The sequence below is a fragment of the Cellvibrio sp. PSBB023 genome, from assembly GCF_002007605.1.
GTDB lineage: Bacteria > Pseudomonadota > Gammaproteobacteria > Pseudomonadales > Cellvibrionaceae > Cellvibrio.
On the sequence record NZ_CP019799.1, the window covers coordinates 2,580,358 to 2,597,625 of the forward strand.

Below are 17,268 nucleotides of genomic sequence, written 5' to 3' on the forward strand. Positions count from 1 at the left end.
TTTTTTTTGCTTGGGCGTTTTTTTATGGAGAGCACTTCACAAAAAACAGCAACCATTCACAGATCAATAGACAAAAAACTGTAGCGATTTCGACCGGCGTGTTTTGCGGTATAGAGTGCGCGGTCGGCTACGTCCAGCAGGTCTGTGGCGCTGTGGGGATTGGTGGTGTGGTTGCGGTCTTCTTTGCCGGCATTATCCCAGCATCGGCTGCTGGAGCAGAAGCTGGCAATGCCTATGGAGAGAGTCACTATGCCATTATCTGTCACGGCGTGGGGCAGTGCTAATGCTCGTATGTTGGCAATTATTTTTTCGGCAATTTCTACAGCGCCGCAGGCATCTGTTTCAGGCAAGAGCAGTGCAAATTCTTCACCGCCATAGCGAGCCACCATGTCGACGCTGCGATTTACGCTGGACAGCAATAATTTAGCCACGCTAATCAAACAGTCATCACCAGCCAAATGGCCGTAGGTGTCGTTGTATTTTTTAAAGTAATCAATATCCAGCAAGAGTAACGACATAGGGCGTTTGCTTCTCCGGCAGCGGAACCATTCTTTTTGAATGGCGGTATCCAGTGCGCGGCGATTTGCCAGGCCAGTTAGTCCATCGGTTTGAGCCAAATGATTAAGGCGATCCAATGCCAGTTTTAAATTGAGGTGTGTTTTAACACGGGCGGCAACAATAGCGGGTCGAATCGGTTTGCCAATAAAATCAACCGCGCCTAATAATAGGCCAGCCTCTTCCATTTCAGATTCCGTATGACTGGTAATAAAAATCACCGGAACATGTTGCAAGGTGCTATCGCTTTTTAGCGATTTGCATACATCAAAACCAGACATACCCGGCATTTCGGCGTCCAACAAAATAAGGTCGGGTAGCTTTTCCACGGCGAGCTGGATTCCCTCCTCACCCGAGGTTGCAAAACGAATTTCGCCCAAGCCGCCAAGCACTTTACTCAGCACGCGAATCGCAGATACATCATCATCAATAATCAGCAAGCGGGATTGTTCATTCATGAGGTCAGTCATCCTGTCGTATAACGCCCTGTTCTGATAACAAGCGTATGGCGTCCTGGAAACGTAAGTCGTCAACCGCGCCCCACAGATTGTCCACCCAAGCTTTACCACCAATAGATTCCAGTGCCTGCGCAGCGGGTGGGAACAGATCAATCGCGGCCATGTCTTTAGCGTGAAGAGCATGCAGCAGTTGCGTTAGTGCACTCTGCGATGCCTCCAGATTTTCGCTGGAAGCGGTGGGAGCCTGTGGTTGGGTGGCGATAAACTCTGCAGCCGCTAGCTGTAATGCGCCGAACCCCACCATTAATTCGTACAGGGATTGCCGTTGCGCCTCTATCGCTTCACCTTGTTTAAGGTTCTGTTCGATATCAGCAGCCGATGTACACAATTCGCTCGCGCCAATAACACCAGCCATACCGCGAAACTTGTGCAAGCGCGACAGTAGTTCACTTGTTTTTTCATGCGATAATTCATCCACCTGCGACGCATCTAACCAATCAGAAAATTCTGAAAATAAACGGCGCAGTGATGATAAAAATAATTCAAAGTCATTGCCAAATCGCGCAGCTACACCATCGAGTTGCAAACCGGCAATGGAGGGCCAGGATGAGTTAGCTGGCTTATCGCTATCCTCTGCGACTACGGCAATAGGACGCTGCTGATGTTGTTCAATTAATTTTCTTACCGCACGAATTAATACCGACAAATCCAGTGGCTTGCTTAAAAAATCATTCATGCCCGCCGCAAGCGCACGCTGCTTTTCCTCTGCCAATGCACCTGCTGTTAGCGCAATAATCGGCAGCGTTGTGATGCCCATGTTATGGCGAATAATACGAGTCGCTTCATAACCGTCCATTTCCGGCATTTGAATATCCATTAATACAGCATCAATTGCATCCGGGTGACTTGCCAACTGATCCAAGGCCTCTTGTCCCGTGCTGCACAATTGCACCTCGGCTCCCTGAAGGGTTAATAGCAAACTCCCCACTTCAAGATTAAGGTCGCTGTCATCCACCAATAATAATCTCAAACCATTTAACCACTGAATATTTGCAGTATCCAATCTGGTGGCTGACATAACCTTGTCTGTCGTTTTGAGATGTTCGAGCAAACAGGTGTTAACCTGATTAAACAATGTAATAGCAGTAACGGGTCGCGCCAATATTCGCAGCGGCAATCTTCCATCAATCTCCGCGAGCGGAGCGTCTGCATCCTGAGGTGACTGGATAACAATAATGGGAATAATGGCTGCGCGCTGCAATGCCTGCAGATTCTGATATTCCCGGCTTCCTTGCGCGCCCAATAACGTTCTATCGATTATCAATATATCGGGCAAGCCTATACCTTGAGCCAATTTTTCTTTTATATAGGTGATTAGCGCTTCAAGGCTAGGCATAAGTGATACCTGCCACCCCAATGCATGGCAATAGCTACTCAGGACGTGTTTTTCCGGCGCAACCCCCAACACCACAACTCTTAAACAATGGCTGGCCACTGACACATCAACATCAGATTCCAATAGCGGCAAGGGTAATATCACTTTGAATTCACTGCCAACACCCAGCTCGCTTTTTACACTGACTGTGCCGCCCATTTTTTCGGTGAGGCCACGAACCACAGACAAACCAAGACCAGTGCCACCATACTTGCGGGTAGTAGAGTCATCCGCTTGGGTAAAAGGCGTAAATAGTTTTTCGATGGCAACATCATCGATACCGCAACCGCTATCCTTGACTGCCAACTGCAACAATTCGTGGTCATCGTATGCCACGTTCAATTCAACAAAACCCTCTGCGGTAAATTTGATGGCATTACCGATCAGGTTCATTAATATTTGATTGACGCGCAGGCTGTCGCCCATCACCAAAAACGGCAGGCTCGCTACACCGCGAATAACAAAGTTCAAGCCTTTGGCATCAGCTTGTGGCGCAAACAGTTCACGAATATCCGATAACAACTGACGCGGATTAAATGGCGCTTTTTCAATGCGCATTTCACCGGATTCAATTTTGGCGATATCCAAAATGTCATTAATAATGCCGAGCAAGGTGCGGCCGGCAATTTGTAATTTACCGAGCAGATTTTTTTGATGCTCATCCAGTTGGGTATTTTCCAGCAAATGGGCAATACCAATCACGGCATTCATCGGTGTACGGATTTCATGGCTCATGTTGGCCAGAAATAAGCTCTTGGCCGCGTTTGCCCGCTCAGCAGTCGATTTTGCCAAATGCAACTCCGCGTTAATGCGCAGTCTTTCGGTAATATCCTCCGCCATACCCAAGTGGCCAATCAATTTACCATCAGCGGTTTGTATCGCGGTGACCACCAAGGATACCGGCACATAACTGCCGTCTTTTCGCACATAAGTCCATTGGCGTGTCTCAGCACCTTCTCGATCAGCCTTCACATAAAACACATCTGCATCGCGAATGTCGTTGCCATATTCCGCACGCAACTCAACCAAGCGCTGATCGATTTCGTGTTGCAGATGAAAACAATGTGGCGTTTTTACATTGATCATTTCACTTGCACTGTAGCCTAATAATAATTCAGCACCGCGATTAAAAATAATCACGCGGCCCTCAATATCCGTCGCCACAATAGATACCTCAGAAGAGGCATTGAGTACCGCTTGAAGCAAGCTGGCCACACGCGACAATTCGGCGGTTCGTTCACTCACTTCCAGTTCAAGTTTTGCATTGAAATCTTTCAGGTATTGCTCAGCACGTTTGCGGTCGCTAATGTCATGCATTAATTTAGCAACGCCCAAAATCCTGCCATCACTCTCGCGAATCATACTGCAGGTAATGGTGACATCAATTAACTCGCCACCTTTGTGGGTACGCTGGGTTTCCATAGTGGAGCCACGTTCACCACGCGACACTTGTTCAAGGAGTTTATGGTCCTCCCACAGCCGTTCACTGGGTACAAGTAAAGGTGCCAGTGGCTGCCCCAAGACTTCTGCTTCGGTGTAACCGAACATCTGCTCGGCAGCGCGGTTCCAGGTAATGATGGTGCCATCCAGCGCTTCACCAATAATCGCGTCACTGGAGTTTTCCACTATAGTTGCAAGCCGTGCTTGACCGGCACTCACTTCGTGCTGGCGTTGCCGCGACAACATAAATGCACCAATCATTGCAGTGAGCATAAGCGAAGCCAATATACCGATTATTAAAATATTGACGGTTTTTACCGGCTCAAGGGATTCAATAAGACTTGAATAGGCACTGACTTCAAAGCGCCAGGTGCGCCCGTAAACCTCGCGCTCAACTACATAGGTATTGGTATGTTCCGGGTCAGGGTGCGTATCTTCCGATTCAAAAATCGGTTGAATCGCACTGTGATCAGTCACATCAAATAAGGCCAGGTGCAACTGGCGATCAGAGAGGTTCAGCGACGCCATTACCTCACGCATAACCAACGGAGCATAGCTCCACCCGATCACACTTTCGGTACGATGAATAATAGTGTCCGGCGTTTCAGCGGTGCGATAAATGGGCAATAAAAATAAAAATGAACGCAAGGGTTCGCCAATTTCATTAATTAAGGTGATGGGTGCAGTCAGTGTTGCATTGCCGCTTTGCATGGCACTAATCGCAGCTTCTTTGCGCCGTGCTTCAGAGGCGATATCGATACCTATGGCTTCATGATTAATGCCTGGCGGATCAATATATTGCACAACAAATAAATCATCTGAGTGTGGCTCAAATTGGCGGATAGTAAAGTCGGGCCAACCATCTGCTTTAGCATTAATAATAAAACTGTCTTTATCACTTTGTGTTACTTTGCGGATAAAACCAAAACCGCGCGCACCGGGATATTCCTGCTGTACATTGCGCGCCTTGCTGTAGCGCGTAATCAAGGTACGATTAAGGTCAGCCAAGCCAACCATATGAATAGCGCCGCGCATACCGCGCAAGCGGTATTCATAAATACGCAAGCGCGCCGCTAAATCTCGCTCGACCTCATTGCCTTTGGACTCCAGCTCGCGCTTCACCACACGACTATTGCTAGCCGATTCCTGATGAACAATATAGAGCGTAGCCAATATGCCACTGAACAATACCGCCATCATGGAAAAAACTAACAGTATCAGCCTGCGTTGCTTCATAAGTATCCGGAGCTCAATGGGGTTTGATTAGCAAATTGAAGATGCCGGGATTAAGGGCGCATCATCTCAACCATTTGTAAAAATTGGTTTACGCCGTTACGCACATCATCCAACCCGGATGCCACTTCATTAATACTGTCTTCACCATGCAGGGCAATGCCGGTAATTGCATCCAGTTTTTCATCCACTTGATGAATCAGCGCCGTGTTATTTTTAACAACATTGGCAATTTCTGCGGTTGCTTTTGCCGTATCGGCAGCCAACTTTCGAACTTCATCGGCCACCACCGAGAACCCCCGCCCGGCATCCCCCGCCCGCGCAGCTTCTATGGCAGCGTTTAATGCCAGCAAATTGGTTTGATCGGCAATGGCGCGAATAGTCGTGACAATATCGTTAATACTTTTGGATTGGGAAATTAGCTGTGCGCCAATAATCGACGCCGCTTTCACTTGATCAGCAATGCTGTGCGATGTTTCTACTGCCTCATTCAATACCCTGACGGCATTGGTGGTAATTTGTGAGGTTTCCTCTGAAGTGGTCGCCGCCATGTCTACGGTTTTCAATGCGGTACTGACACGCTCGGTGATGTCCGATGCAAACTTGATGACTTTGTAAACCTTGCCCGCTTGATTAAAAATGGGATTGTAGGTTGCCTCCAACCATACAATTTCACCGCGTGCATCTTTGCGCTTGAAGCGGCCGGAAAAGTGCTCACCGCGCGCGAGTTTCCGCCAAAAATCCGGGTTCTCTTTGTAAAATTCATTGTCGCAAAACAAGCGATGATTTTTACCGACAATAGCAGACAACTCATAACCCATGGTGCTGAGAAAATTGGCGTTAGCATTCACAATATCGCCATCGGGTGTAAACTCAATCACCGCTAGCGATTTATCCAAGGCTTCCAGCACCGCATTTTTGGAATCCAGCACTTGCTGTGTTTTAGTTACATCATTTGCAATCTTTATAATTTTAACGACTATATTATTGTGATTGCGTACCGGAAAATAATTCGCTGCCAGAAAAATAGACTCGCCATTCTTTTTGAAGCGCTCAAAGGTTCCGGAAAAGGCTTTGCCGTTGGCTAAATCGCTCCAGAACTGATCGTAGCTACTGCTTTGACTGTAGCTTGCATCGCAAAAAATGCGGTGATGTTTACCTAGCACCTCGGCTTTTGAATAGCCTACGGCCGCCAGGAAAATATCATTCACATCAATAATATAACCCTGCGGGTTAAAACTGATATAGGCTGTATTCTGTTGTATGGCGTTAAACTCATCCTCGCTTTCACGCAGTTTTTCTTCGGCCTCTGCGCCTTTATTATCCACAGCCTTTTTCCAAAAATGTAACTCCATTTCAAACTCCATAAGCGCCAACATTTGTACAACAAAAAAGTCTAGCCTATGAATGCTTATTCTGCTGTTTAAATGAAAAACTCAGGGAATATGAAAGCCAATACTTAGCGTATTTTGACATTGCGATTTCCAAACCGCACACAAAGGCTCACCTATACTTTTCTACAGGCAGCAACCGTGGGCAAACAGGAAGGGGTTTATGTTAATGGCGACATTATGGACATGGGTTCGTCGTGTAATGGCATTGGTTTTGATAGCGCTCTACACATCACTCACCATAGCGGATGATACGCGAGGGCCTCCAGTCATTAAGGTCGCCGCTGCAAAACCCGAATTTGCTATTGCCCAGGATTATTTCGTCAGCCTGTTAAAACGTGCACTGGAATTGGGCGCAGAAGGCCGCACAGTTCCGGTGGTGCAGGAGACTCGCCTGATCGAACAAAAGCAAGGCATTCAGGAGATGATTCGCGGAAAAATTATCGATGTCTATTGGATGGGGACAGATACAAGCCGCGAAGAAAAATTGCGAGCAATTCCTATTCCACTCGACAGAGGCTTAATGGGCTATAGGCGATTTATTATTCGCCGCGATATGGCACTGGAATTCGACAACATTGACACCTTGAGTGCTCTGGCAAACTACACTGCCTGCCAGGGAAAACATTGGCCAGATACCATTGTGTTAAAAGAGGCCGGCTTACCCGTGCAGGAAATTGTGAGCTTTGAACGTATGTTTCAACGACTAAATCTTCGAGAATGCGACTATTTCCCACGCGGTTTTTTTGAACCCTACTCCGAGCTTTACGTGCGGCAACAAATCTATCCTGACTTGGTGCTCTACGAGCATCTGGTACTGTACTATCCATTTACCTTGTATTTTTTTCTCAATAAAGATGACGAAGCGCTGGCACAATGGATTGAACAAGGACTGGAAAAAATGATCGACTCCGGCGAGTTTATCCGCCACATGCAATCCCACGATTTAACCCGACACGCATTCCCGCTTCATCACCTTGAGGATATGCGTGTTATCGAATTAAAAAACCCGAACATTCCAGCAACAACCAATTATAAAAACCGGCGCTATTGGTTTCAGCCCGATGATTTTAATCACCGCCATCACTGAGTAACAGTCTGCAAACTCAGCAAACAAAAATGCTTGTTGCCGCGCTGCAAAATCCAGTAGCGATCAAACAGCGCAAAGTGTTCAAGTAAATATCCATCCGCGATTTGTTCGCCATTAATGCGTATGGCATTGGCTTGCAATAATGCACGCGCTTTGCTTTTGGATGGTGCAAGCTGTGAAGTCACGAGTGCATCCACTATCGACATTTCTTTTTGCACCGTCACACAGGGCAAACCATCCAACGCTAATTGTTGTAATTCAGACAGGCTTAATGCGGTTATACCGCCAGAAAATAAAGCATGGGTAATACGCTGTGCCGACGCCAAACCTTCGCTGCCATGAACAAAACGAGTGACATGCCCTGCCAATATACCTTGCGCCGATGGTTTACCAGGTGCTGTGCGATCCTGTTCGGCGATCTGCGCTATTTGGTCACAGGATAAAAAGGTGTAGTAGGCCAGCAGGCGGTATACATCCTTGTCATCTGTGTTTAGCCAAAACTGGTAGAAGCGGTAAGGCGAGGTTTTGCTGGCATCCAACCAAATAGTACCGCTTTCGGTTTTGCCAAATTTAGTACCGTCGGCTTTGGTGATCAATGGCAAGGTGAGGCCATCCACTTTTGCACCGTTTAGCCGCCGTGTTAAATCAATACCGCTCACAATATTGCCCCATTGATCGTTGCCGCCAATTTGCAGTGTGCAGCCGTGAGTTTTGTTAAGCATGGCAAAATCATAAGCCTGTAACAGTGAGTAGCTGAATTCCGTAAAAGAAATACCCTGCTCAGGGCGCTCCAATCGCTGCCGTACCGATTCCTTGCGGATCATTGCATTGATGGAAAAATGTTTGCCAACATCGCGCAAGAAATCAAGCAAAGGCAGTTGTTGTAGCCAATCGCCATTATTGGCCACCCATAATGGCTGATTCAGGTGGGGCGACATTAAAGCGGTAATTTGCTCGCTGAGTTGACTGGCCCACTGCGCAACCTGCCCTGTCGTATTTAAACGGCGTTCGGCGGCTTTAAAGCTGGGATCGCCAATCATGCCAGTGGCGCCGCCAATTAATGCAATCGCTTTATGCCCCGCATCGCTAAAGCGCTTGAGCATTAACAGCGGCACCAAATGACCAATATGCAAACTACCCGCGGTAGGATCAAAACCACAGTACACCGTTTGTGGCACAGCTAAACATTCGCGCAATTGCGCCGGATTGGACGTTTGTGCAATTAAACCGCGCTGCTGCAGCTCATCAAAAAAATCGTTGGTCATCTTTTAGCTCCACCCATTGAATGTCTAACTAGACTAATGGGCGGTGCGAGCAGCGTGTATATCCCTATAGGGATAGTGGCAGAAAATATGAGGGGCGGATTAACTCGATAACAAATGCGTCAGGAACAATTGAAACAATTCACTGAGCGAGGCGATGCGCAATTTGGCGTAGATTTTTTTGCGATGGTTTTTCACTGTACCCACCGATATGGCCGACATCTCCGCAATTTCTTGTGAGTCAAAACCTTGAATCAATAACAAGGTAATTTCCTGCTCGCGCTTGCTGAGTACAGGCTCACCAAAGGATGCCAAGGCGCGTGCGAGAAACTGCTGCAATTCAGTTTTATTGGCAGCGCCGGCCGATAGGCTAAAACTGTGTGCGCCCCAGTGCTGTTGTAACAATGCATCCAGCAAGGGTTGCAAACGCAGTAATTCCTGATAAGCCTTGTGATGACGCGCTGGGTTTTCGTCGCCATAGCCGACGAACAACAGCAACCAACGGTGACTATCCAACCGGGTAAACAAACAGAGTTCGTCATACATCGCAGTTTTGCAGGTGAAGTGGTCGCGGTAATCGCGCAATGCATGGGGCTCGCGGATCACATCCGCCAAGCGCAACACTCCTGCCTGGGCGTGTTGTTGTGCGGCGCGATAAAACGGATCCTCAAGGTAAGAGCCGGTTAAGTAGCGCTGAAATAAAAAATCGCGATTATTGGAAATCGAATCGTAAAGATAAATAGGATGCTTGTCGGTACGACAGCCGAGCATTAATACATGATCGCACTCAAGGCGTGACTGTAAGTAGGCCGCCAACATCGAACCAAAGCCGGGGGATTTAATACTGGCCACCACATCGGCCAGCTGTTGAATATCACTCATGATGCGCTGTCTTTCAGACTATTGACTGTGAATTGTTGCGAGATTGAAAAAAGCCCTAAGTAACGAGGGCTTTTACAGCGGTTATTTACGGGCGATCCAATACCAGAATTTTTCGCGTTTCAGGCGCGAGCAATTCGCCACTGCCGGATATGCCCTGTGTTTTTTGCAAGCTGCGCGTGACCGCGGATGCACAACTGCCGGTATCGCGATACCGGAGTGCGGTTGCCAATAAGGCCTCACTGCGATCACCCAGTGCATGCTCCAAATCATCGGTCACACGACAACCTTTTACCAGTGTTTCACCGTTGTCACTGGTCGATGGAATAAAACCATCGCTGTATTCACCAAAGCCTTTGGCATTAGCGCCTTTTAATTGGATGGTGTAGTAGGTTGTGCCGCAATTATCTTCCGGATAAAAACCATAGGGTTTGCCACAAGTGGTTGCGCCGATTAAAAACACCTGCACATTCGCCCCACGCAAGCCATTAATAATGGCCTCACTGGCCGAACAGGTTGACTCAGCTGTGAGTATGTAAACGCGATTTAAATTGAGCGTAGGCAGCGCCACATTTTTATTTAGCCCATAGAGCCCCTCATCCAAAAAGGGAAAGGGTTCCAAACGCGCCTGTTTGGAATTCTGGATTTGTTCATAAAATACTTTGTCTTGCACATTGCTGCCCGCAATCATGTAAGACGCCAAACTGGCGATAGATAACAAACCGCCACCGTTGTAACGCAAGTCCAGAATTAAATCGCTGACACCAGCCTGTTTGAATTGATTGATGGCAACAACCCATTCATCTTGCGATTTTTCAACGTGGGAATTAAATACCATATAGCCGACACTGCCTGTATCGGTCTCCAATACAGTCGCCTGATGCACAGTGCTGCTTTCCACCTGCGCCGATTGCAAGGTGACTGTTTTGAGCGTGCCATCCACCGCTTGCAATTCAAAATTATGTGCTGCACCCAACACACTGGGAAATAATCCTTCATTCAACGCATTTAACCCGGCGTCGCTCTCGTCGGTGACCAGATCATAGGAATCGATTTTTAAAATGCGATCACCACGCTGTACACCCGCTGCAGCGGCCGGTGAATTGTGCTCCACATAGGCGATGTAATAACGACGGGGCGGCACTGTGGAATAGACCTTCAGACGCAGGCCATAGTCATAACTGATACCCGCCTCCCAGGCTTCTGCATCCTCGGTGGGTTCGTAAAAGTGGAAGTTATCTTTGGGGGCACCAGAATTGGTTGTGCGATTGGTTTTTAACAGCAGGAAGTAATCCTGCGGTGTTTGGCTGTCGATGGCAGGAGATCGGTCAGTGACTTCGTCAAACCATAAATAGGTTTCATTGGTCCAGGCCCGCAAAAAATCCTTCTCATTTGTGCGTGTACCGCGCTTGTCAGGGAAGGTGATGCCGGTAAACGCACTACGTCCGGTGCGCGGCACTTCGCACAGGTGCTTGAAATTGGCCGATGCCTTGTAAACACCAGCAACCCAGCCGCTGTTGTTACTGCCGCCGGTCGTACTGGTTTCCTTCGGACCCAACACCTGGCTGTCGCCACCACCACAGGCGCTTAACACTAGCGCCATTCCTGTTGCGGCAATACCGCGAATCAACTGCCGAGATCTTGTCATTGCTGCTGTTCTCCCACATCCACCTTTTGGATTATTCATTTGAGATTCCTTTTGGTCTTCACGTCCCCATAGCGCCAGAGCAGCGACCATTCGGAGCCAGACCGGGTGCCAGCATAAAAGAGCAATGGATAAGACGCCAGCCCAGTAAAGGCGGGATGCGAAACGGAGGGCAAAAAAAACCGCTAGCTACACCTGAATACACAGGCGCACTAGCGGCAGAGGCTTTGCAAGTTTAATCAGTTACAGTTTAACGAATGTAACGGTTGATAATGTTTTCGTAGAGCTCCTGGCGGCCGCTCTGCAGAGTGATTTCGCCACCCTTGTTACCTATGTCGGCCAATTGTTGCAGGGTCAGCTTGCCTTGCTCATAGGCAGCGCCGTTGCCTGCATCGAATGATGAGTAACGATCTTTGCGCATGCCTTCCAAGGGTGACTGCTGGATCAGGCTGTCGGCGATAATCAGGGCGCGAGCGAAAGTGTCCATACCACCGATATGGCCGTAGAACATATCCACTGGATCTGGAGAGTTACGACGCACTTTCGCATCGAAGTTCACGCCGCCACCTTGCAGGCCGCCAGCGCGCAGGAATACCAACATCATCTCAACAGTTTCGTTGATGTTGTAAGGGAACTGGTCGGTATCCCATGCATTTTGGTAATCGCCACGGTTGGCATCCAATGAACCCAACATGCCCGCGTTAGCAGCGGCTTGCATGTCGTGACACATGGTGTGACCAGCGAGGGTCGCGTGGTTGGTTTCCAAATTTAATTTGAAATCTTTATCCAAACCGTGATGACGCAAGAAACCAATAACAGTTTCAGCATCGAAATCGTATTGGTGCTTTGAAGGCTCCATCGGCTTTGGCTCGATGAAGAAGTAACCTTTAAAGCCTTGCGCGCGCGCGTAATCGCGAGCCATGGTCAGGAAGCGCGCCATGTGTTCTTGTTCGCGTTTCATGTCGGTATTGAGCAAGCTCATGTAACCTTCACGACCGCCCCAGAACACATAGTTCTCGCCGCCGAGGGCGATAGTTGCATCAATCGCATCTTTCAATTGCGCACCGGCATAAGCCACTACGTTGAAGTCAGGGTTAGTTGATGCGCCGTTCATGTAACGTGGGTTGGAGAACAGGTTGGCAGTACCCCACAACAATTTCACGCCAGATGCCGCTTGTTTTTGCTTGGCGTATTCAACGATGGTTTGCAAGCGCTGGGAGGTTTCCGCACGAGTTGCACCTTCATCTACCAAATCCACATCGTGGAAGCAGTAGTAAGGAGTGCCCAACTTGGTGATAAATTCAAACGCCGCATCCATTTTTTCATGTGCGCGTGCGATGGGATCTGGTGTTGCTGCCCATGGGAAAATTTTAGTGCCTGGACCAAAAGGATCATGACCTGCGCCGCAGAAGCTGTGCCAGTAGCAGGTAGCAAAACGCAAATGCTCTTTCAGGGTTTTACCGGCTACTACACGATTCTCGTCGTAGTATTTAAATGCCAATGGATTATCGGAATCAGGGCCTTCAAAGCCGATCTTACCGACACCGGGAAAGTATTCTTTACTACCGAGAACAATACTCATATTTTTCACCTTATGGTTTTTCAATACATCACGTTAATTCACGCTAATCATGCGCACATCACACGGCCTGTTGGCCACGCGACACCGCGTATTAACGTGGCAATAATTCACACCACGCTTGATAAGCATCCTGATATTCAGCAAACAATTGCGCTTCCGGTTCAATAACGCTCAAGCGGGTTAAGCCGGTAAACGCTTCACTCGCCGATGCGTAATAACCACTACCTAATGCAGCGGCGCGCGCGGCGCCTTCTGCACCATCGGTTTCAAACATCTCTACCGCTGCTTGCGTGGTGTTGGCAAAGGTTTGCGCAAACACATCACTCAAAAACATATTGCCCTTACCGGCGCGAACCACATCGCAACTACCGCCCAAGGACTTCAATACATCGAACCCTTGATTGAGCGAAAACACGATTCCCTCTTGTGCCGCGCGCACCATATGACCCAAACCATGACGGTTGAAATCCAGGTTGCGCAGCTGTGCGCCCAAATTTTTATTTTGAAAAATACGTTCAGCACCATTGCCAAAAGGGTGGAACAACAACCCTTCACTACCTACTGGCACGGCTTGCGCCAGTGCATTCAGTTGCGGATACGAGGGGGTAGAACCACCTTCGGCGAGTGTTTGACGCAGCCAGGAATACAAACGACCACAACCATTCACACACACCAGCACACCGTTACGCTTTTGCGCGTCGGTATTGGTTACGTGCAAGAAGGTATTCACACGGGATTCCACATCCGCCGCTGGCTGATCGGTTACACCGTAAATCACTCCGGAGGTGCCCGCTGTGGCTGCAACTTCGCCCGGTTCCAACACATTCAGACTGAAGGCATTGTTAGGTTGATCGCCCGCGCGGTAACAAATTTTCACGCCTTTGCGCAGCCCCAATTCAGCGGCAACCGCATCGCTCACAATGGATTGCACACCAAAACTTGGCACTACATCAGGAATCACATCTGTCGAAATGCCCCAGTGGGCTAGCAATTCAGTGGCGATGCGATTCTCTTTGAAATCCCACAAGGTGCCTTCAGACAAGCCGGAGGCGGTGGTGTTAATCACGCCGGACAATTTCATCGCAATAAAATCGCCAGGCAGCATGATTTTATGGATACGGGCAAAAATATCCGGTTGGTTTTCCTGCACCCAGCGCAACTTGGCGGCGGTGAAATTGCCCGGAGAATTCAACAGATGGTCAAAGCAGTAATCGCGCCCCAACTCGGCCAGCGCTTTTTCGCCCAGAGGCACTGCGCGGCTGTCGCACCAGATAATCGATGGACGCAATACCTGTTGATTGCTGTCCACTACCACCAAACCGTGCATTTGGTAGGAAATACCAATGGCATCAATTTGATCCAGCTTGATGTTGTCGCGCGCGACCAAACGCACCAAGCCCTGACGCACACAATCCCACCAGGTATCGGGGTTTTGTTCGGCGAAACCCACAGCGGGGCTGGCGATTGCCAACTCGGACTCAGGGTGGGAAAGCGCACCCAGGCTTTTACCGGTTACACCATCGAGTACCGATAACTTCACCGAGGAGCTGCCAATATCAATACCAAGAAACAACATAGGGACTCTTTCTTTATTGGGGTTTATAACGATTTTGTAAGTTAACTATGTGCGTACGCCTGGGCACTTGGCATAGACCAAATCCCAAGGCATCTGCTGATGTGACCAGAATATCTTATTGTCCAACTGACAACAAGAGAGCTTGCGTTAATTTTTATAAAGCCTTGCACACAAAATGATGAAGAAACCACCAAATCGGCCCGAACATAGACTATAAGAAAGGAAATAGGTGCCACTATCTAAGACTCGACCATTGCCAACATGGCTTATACAATGCTGGCAACCAGAGCCGATCAGTTGCGCTCAACCATGGATTCCCATCAACCAAACGCAAAGCCCCTGAGGACATTGCTCGTGCCTAATAACCATATTCCCGGCAGTCTCAACACCCATAACGCCCTCCATCTTCAGGAAAATGTCATTAAGGCACTCTCCATCGACAACCTGATTTTTGGTCTGGATAACGATGAGCTGAAAATCCTGCTCGTCAAACAAACGGACCCGCTGCACCAAGGCAAGTGGGCACTGCCCGGTGGCTGGATTCGCTATGACGAAAACCTGCGCGATGCGGCCTATCGTTTGCTGGAAGAACTGACCGGGATTCGCGACCTGTTTCTGGAACAACTCAAAACCTTTGGCCGTGTCGACCGCTTCCCGAGCGAGCGCGTTGTAACCATCGCCTATTACGCACTGGTGAGCGCTGACAAGTTTTCCCTGGTCGCCGGCCAAAGCGCGGCGGATGTGAGCTGGCAGAGCGTGAACAAATTGCCCGAGTTGGTATACGACCATGCGGAAATTGTCGCCCACGGCTTAAAAGTGCTGCGCCACCAGGTGTGCCATCAACCGATCGGTTTCAACCTCTTGCCGGAAAAATTCACCCTGTTACAACTGCAGGCGCTCTACGAGGCGATCCTCAACACCAAGCTGGATAAACCCAACTTCCGCCGCAAGATCATGAAGATGAACCTGCTCAGCCCCTGTAATGAAAAACAGCAGGGCGTGCCGCACCGCGCGGCCAGCCTCTACCGCTTTGACGCCGAGGCTTACAAACACCTGAGCGAATCCGGATTTGCATTTGAAATCTGATTGTGTGGATTTTTCCCACTCACCCTTGCGATATAGTCAATAAAACCATAATGCATTAGTATTCATCGCTACCCAAGGCGCCGGCTCCACACCGGCGCCTTTTTGCAAGACCATAATTTCAATAACAGGTACACACATGAACGAGACCAACCAACAGGCAAACATGTCGTTTGTCATTTTGATTAGCTTGATCGCCACCATTGGCGGATTCTTGTTTGGTTATGACAGCGGCGTGATTAACGGCACCGTCGATGGCCTGCAAAAAGCCTTTAACTCCAACTCCATGGGTACCGGTTTTAGCGTGTCATCCATGTTGCTGGGCTGTGCACTAGGCGCCTTTTTTGCCGGGCAATGGGCCGACAAATATGGCCGCTGGTGGGTACTGATGGTCTCGTCCATTCTGTTTATCATTTCTGCCTGGGGTTCAGGCATAGCGACCGGCTCGGTCGAATTTATTATCTACCGCGTGATTGGCGGTTTGGCGGTGGGTGCGGCCAGTATTATTTGCCCGGCTTACATCAGCGAAGTGGCGCCAGCAAAATACCGTGGCAAACTCAGCTCAATCCAGCAGATTGCTATTATCAGCGGCCTGTTCTTCTCCTTCCTCAGCAACTACCAACTGGCTGAAACCGCAGGCAGCTCTACCTCCACGCTGTGGTTGGGTTATGAAACCTGGCGCTGGATGTTCTGGATGGAGTTAATTCCGGCATTCATCTTCTTCCTTGCCCTGTTCCTGATCCCCGAAAGCCCGCGCTTTTTGGTCGCCCACGGCAAAAATGACAAAGCCAAAGTAGTGCTCGCCAAGCTCTATGGCGACAAAGGTGCTGATGCCAAAGTAAAAGAGATTTACGACACATTAGCGCACGATCACAAACCCAGTTTCACCGATCTGCTGGATAAAACCACGCGCAAAATTCGCCCCATTGTGTGGGTGGGTTTTGGGCTGGTAGTGCTGCAACAGTTTGTAGGTATTAACGTGGTGTTTTACTACGGATCGGTGCTCTGGCAAGCGGCTGGCTTCTCGGAAAGCGACGCACTGTTTACCAACGTTATTTCCGGTGCGGTAAGTATTGGTGCCTGTTTTATTACCTTCTTCCTGGTGGATAAAATTGGTCGCAAACCCCTGCTGTGGTTTGGCTCTGTGGGCATGACCATCACCCTGGCACTGGTGGCCTATGCCTTTGCTAATGCACCGGTTGATGCCGCCGGCAAACTGCAACTCTCTGCATCCGACGGTCTGCTGGCACTGATTGCGGCCAATGTGTACGTGGTGTTTTTTAATATGTCCTGGGGCCCTGTAGTGTGGATCATGCTCGGCGAGATGTTCCCCAACCAAATGCGCGGCTCTGCGCTGGCCGTTGCTGGCTTGGCGCAATGGGGCGCGAACTTCCTGATCACCTGGACATTCCCGATGCTGCTCGCTTCAGCGATTGGTTTAGCGGGCGCCTATAGCATTTACACCTTCTTCTCACTCTTCTCGGTGTTCTTTGTGATGTGGTACATCAAGGAAACCAAAGGCAAAGAGCTGGAACAAATGGAAGGATAATTCACTGCGTTTTTTGCTTCAAAAAACCACCTTCGGGTGGTTTTTTTATGCATGGAATTAGTTTTCTTGTCGCCATCAAATAAATACAAC

At 49.0% G+C, this 17,268-nt stretch carries 11 protein-coding genes; 3 read left to right on the forward strand and 8 right to left on the reverse strand.

The genetic code is table 11. The features are described 5' to 3' along the window. Positions 1-56 precede the first annotated feature (56 nt). From B0D95_RS11290 to B0D95_RS21065, 3 genes are read right to left on the reverse strand one after another with little or no spacing between them, the layout of a single operon-like run. Positions 57-1,013: a diguanylate cyclase gene (locus tag B0D95_RS11290; RefSeq protein ID WP_078043978.1), complete on the reverse strand. Its 957-nt coding sequence runs from the start codon at positions 1,011-1,013 to the stop codon at positions 57-59. A 4-nt stretch (positions 1,014-1,017) separates the two neighbouring features. Continuing rightward, the gene (locus B0D95_RS11295; RefSeq protein ID WP_078043979.1) at positions 1,018-5,124 is read right to left on the reverse strand and encodes a CHASE domain-containing protein; all 4,107 of its coding nucleotides are present in this window, start codon (positions 5,122-5,124) and stop codon (positions 1,018-1,020) included. Positions 5,125-5,174: 50 nt separating this feature from the next. After that, positions 5,175-6,476, reverse strand: coding sequence for a PAS domain-containing methyl-accepting chemotaxis protein (locus B0D95_RS21065; protein WP_078043980.1), 1,302 nt, complete (start codon positions 6,474-6,476; stop codon positions 5,175-5,177). Positions 6,477-6,675: 199 nt separating this feature from the next. On the opposite strand from B0D95_RS21065, the gene B0D95_RS11305 reads away from it, so the two are divergent. Beyond that, the gene (locus B0D95_RS11305) at positions 6,676-7,602 is read left to right on the forward strand and encodes a hypothetical protein (protein WP_246841587.1); all 927 of its coding nucleotides are present in this window, start codon (positions 6,676-6,678) and stop codon (positions 7,600-7,602) included. On the opposite strand, the gene tyrS is transcribed toward B0D95_RS11305, so the two are convergent. The 5 genes from tyrS to B0D95_RS11330 form a co-directional block, all read right to left on the reverse strand. Further along, entirely contained in the window at positions 7,596-8,867 is a 1,272-nt protein-coding gene (gene tyrS, locus B0D95_RS11310; protein WP_078043981.1) for a tyrosine--tRNA ligase, read from the reverse strand. The two genes, B0D95_RS11305 and tyrS, sit on opposite strands and share 7 nt — an antisense overlap. A gap of 99 nt (positions 8,868-8,966) precedes the next feature. Next, positions 8,967-9,746 carry a LuxR C-terminal-related transcriptional regulator gene (locus B0D95_RS11315; RefSeq protein ID WP_078043982.1) on the reverse strand — a complete coding sequence of 260 codons (780 nt, stop codon included), beginning with the start codon at positions 9,744-9,746 and terminating at the stop codon, positions 8,967-8,969. A gap of 85 nt (positions 9,747-9,831) precedes the next feature. Then, positions 9,832-11,391, reverse strand: a complete 1,560-nt coding sequence (locus B0D95_RS11320; RefSeq protein WP_168172440.1) for a S41 family peptidase — start codon at positions 11,389-11,391, stop codon at positions 9,832-9,834. A 247-nt stretch (positions 11,392-11,638) separates the two neighbouring features. Further along, a complete protein-coding gene (xylA, locus tag B0D95_RS11325) occupies positions 11,639-12,970 on the reverse strand; it encodes a xylose isomerase (protein ID WP_078043984.1) in 1,332 nt (443 codons plus the stop codon). Between the two features lie 91 nt (positions 12,971-13,061). Further along, positions 13,062-14,546: a xylulokinase gene (locus B0D95_RS11330; RefSeq protein ID WP_078043985.1), complete on the reverse strand. Its 1,485-nt coding sequence runs from the start codon at positions 14,544-14,546 to the stop codon at positions 13,062-13,064. Between the two features lie 273 nt (positions 14,547-14,819). Between B0D95_RS11330 and B0D95_RS11335 the strand changes: the two genes are divergently transcribed. Then, positions 14,820-15,632, forward strand: coding sequence for an NUDIX domain-containing protein (locus B0D95_RS11335; RefSeq protein WP_371451795.1), 813 nt, complete (start codon positions 14,820-14,822; stop codon positions 15,630-15,632). Positions 15,633-15,768: 136 nt separating this feature from the next. Next, positions 15,769-17,178 (forward strand): sugar porter family MFS transporter, encoded by a 1,410-nt coding sequence (locus B0D95_RS11340; RefSeq protein ID WP_078043986.1) that lies wholly within the window; start codon positions 15,769-15,771, stop codon positions 17,176-17,178. Positions 17,179-17,268: the final 90 nt, after the last annotated feature.